This is a genomic window from Actinomycetospora sp. (genome assembly GCF_055612215.1).
Genome location: NZ_JBVPVA010000712.1, coordinates 1 through 2,730, shown reverse-complemented (window position 1 = coordinate 2,730; position 2,730 = coordinate 1). Strand labels below are relative to the sequence as shown.

At 71.2% G+C, this 2,730-nt stretch carries 3 protein-coding genes; 2 read left to right on the top strand and 1 reads right to left on the bottom strand.

Annotation, left to right across the window (positions count from 1 at the left end; genetic code table 11):
- Both AC0CYZ_RS19540 and AC0CYZ_RS19535 read left to right on the top strand, forming a co-directional pair.
- A partial coding sequence (locus tag AC0CYZ_RS19540) for a zinc-dependent alcohol dehydrogenase (RefSeq protein ID WP_472218338.1) occupies positions 1-1,119 on the top strand: 1,119 nt, incomplete at its 5' end.
- Positions 1,116-1,508: a hypothetical protein gene (locus tag AC0CYZ_RS19535; RefSeq protein WP_472218336.1), complete on the top strand. Its 393-nt coding sequence runs from the start codon at positions 1,116-1,118 to the stop codon at positions 1,506-1,508. The genes AC0CYZ_RS19540 and AC0CYZ_RS19535, both read left to right, overlap by 4 nt.
- A gap of 19 nt (positions 1,509-1,527) precedes the next feature.
- On the opposite strand, the gene AC0CYZ_RS19530 is transcribed toward AC0CYZ_RS19535, so the two are convergent.
- The coding region (locus tag AC0CYZ_RS19530; RefSeq protein ID WP_472218334.1) for a hypothetical protein at positions 1,528-2,730 on the bottom strand (1,203 nt) is incomplete at its 5' end.

Below are 2,730 nucleotides of genomic sequence, written 5' to 3'. Positions count from 1 at the left end.
CCCGACCCGAAGATCCTCAACCGGCGCGACGCCATCGTGAAGATCAGCTCGACCGCGATCTGCGGCTCGGACCTGCACCTGTACAACGGGTTCATCCCGACGATGCGCGAGGGCGACATCCTCGGCCACGAGTTCATGGGCGAGGTCGTCGAGGTCGGCGCCGGAGTGGACGGCCTGGCCGTCGGGGACCGCGTCGTGGTCCCGTTCCCCATCTCGTGTGGCGTGTGCGGGGCGTGCGAGCGCGGGATGACCGCGCTGTGCGAGAACTCCAACCCCAACGCCGGCATCGCCGAGAAGCTCATGGGCCACTCGCCGGCCGCGCTCTTCGGCTACTCCCACATGCTCGGCGGCTACCCCGGCGGGCAGGCCGAGTACGCCCGGGTCCCGTTCGCCGACTTCGGGGCGCTCAAGGTGGAGTCCGACCTCCCCGACGAGAAGGTCCTGTTCCTGTCGGACATCTTCCCGACCGGGTACATGGGCGCCGACATGGCCGAGGTCGGCCCCGGCGACGTCGTGGCGGTGTGGGGCGCCGGCCCCGTGGGCCAGTTCGCCATCGCGAGCTGCTTCCTGCGCGGAGCAGAGCGGGTCATCGCGATCGACCGCATCGATTATCGGCTGCGGATGGCGCAGGAGACCGGCGCCGAGACGCTGGACTACGAACAGGTGTCGGTCCCGGAGGCGCTGAAGGAGATGACCGGGGGACGCGGCCCCGACAAGTGCATCGACGCGGTGGGGATGGAGGCGCACCACTCGGCCGGGGCGCTCCACGCCTACGACCGCACCAAACAGGCCGTGGGTCTGGAGACCGAACGGCCGCATGCGCTGCGTGAAGCCATCATGAGCTGCGCCAACGGGGGCATCGTGTCGGTGATCGGGGTGTACGGCGGGTTCACCGACAAGTTCCCGATGGGGTCGTTCATGAACCGCTACCTCACGATGCGCGCCGGGCAGTGCCATGTCCACCGGTACATGCCGAAGCTCCTCGAGCACGTCCGCAACGGCGACATCGATCCCTCCTTCGTCATCACCCACCGGCTGTCGCTCGACGACGCCCCCATCGGCTACCGGACCTTCGTGGAGAAGGCCGACGGGTGCGAGAAGGTGGTCCTCACCCCGTGACGGAGACGGATGTGTCGGACGAATCGGACGAGGTCTACGAGATCCAGGTCGGGCCGGTGCTCATCGACGTCCCGCGCTCGCTCGGCTATTTCGGGGGTGTCGGCGCGGCCGTCGCCCTCGGGATGGTCGATCCGCCCCTGGCCGTGTTCATCGCCGCGGTCCCGTTCCTCGCGATGCTGACCCACAGCCGGCTGCCCACACCGATCCGCATCCTCGGGGAGGCCCTGGACGGAGCGGCGAAGCCCGTCGGGGGCGACGACGACGGGTACGTGAGGCTGCAGGACGAGCAGCGGGACGCCGAACGGGCCCGCGCGGTCGCCGCGACGGCCCGCCGCGGCGACGCGGTCGAGCAGCCACAGGCCGTGCGACCGGCGACGGGCGGTCGGTGACGGCCCACGGCGGGCGCGGTCAGGACGACGACCCCGACGACGATCCGTCGCTCGACGACCCGTCGTCGGTGTCATCGTCCTCGCCGATCTCGTCGCGGCGCTGCCGCTCGCGGTAGCCGTAGGCGGCGCGGCGGACCGCGGCCTCGCTGTCGAGCCCGGACCCCAGCGCCCCGGCGACGGTGGCCAGACCCGTGGCCAGCCAGGCGAGCGCGAGGTGGTCACCGAGCGTGGGAACACGGCCCAGGGTGGAGGCGAACACCGACGCGTCGAGGAAGAACAGCGACCCGAGCAGGGTGGCCACGTACACCGCGGCGAACATGGTCAGCACGCCGATGCTCAGGGTCAGCACGGTGGAGGCGTTGAAGAGGAAGGTCTCCTCGCGCTCGTCCGCGTCGTCGGCCCGTTCCCAGAGGTGGTGGGCACTGATGATCCAGACCACCATCAGGGCCACGGACGCCACGGTGGTCAGGATCAGCTTGCCCGCTCCGAGCCGTGTGGCGAGCAGCCAGATCGTCGAGTTGATGGTCAGGTAGGCGCTGGTCCCCAGCACGGCGGCGAGCGCGGTGCGCATGCCGAGGAGGAGGCGCCAGGGCTCGTTGGTGCGCACCATCCCGGCCAACAGCCGGGCCCGGCCCCGGCGCGGGGTCGTCACGTAGCGCCGCGTGTGGCGGCCCTTGCGGGGCCGCACGGCGCGGACCGGCTGGAGGTACCTCGCCGCCGCGCGCCCGAGGCGGCTCGGGTGGTGCTGCCCGTGGTCGAGGCCCGCGTCGGCGATCCCGTCGAGTTCGGCGATGACGCGGACGACCGCGTTGCGCACCTTCTGGTGCTGCAGGAACGGGCCGAAGCCGGGCAGCGAGAGGCCCGCGACGCGACGGTCGTGGTCGATGTCGACCAGGATCGGGTGGTCGTCGTGCTGGACGGGGAGGTCGGTGAGGTAGATCCCGATGTCCCACCCGGCCTCCTCGGCCTGCCGGGCGACCGCCTCGAGGACCTGATCGGGGTCCTGGACGGAGGCGGTCACCGGGTGGGTCATCGTCCGGACGTCCCAGACGATGTCGGTCTCGACGCGTTCATCGAGCAGGGTCGGGAGCTCGTCGACCAGCCTCGTCGCGATCTCGGACGGGGTGTCGGGATCGGCGAGCAGACCCACGACCAGCGTGCGGGATGCGCCCGGCGCGGTCGATCGGGGGTGTCGCTGCTCGAGGTCGGGCATCGGTCCTCC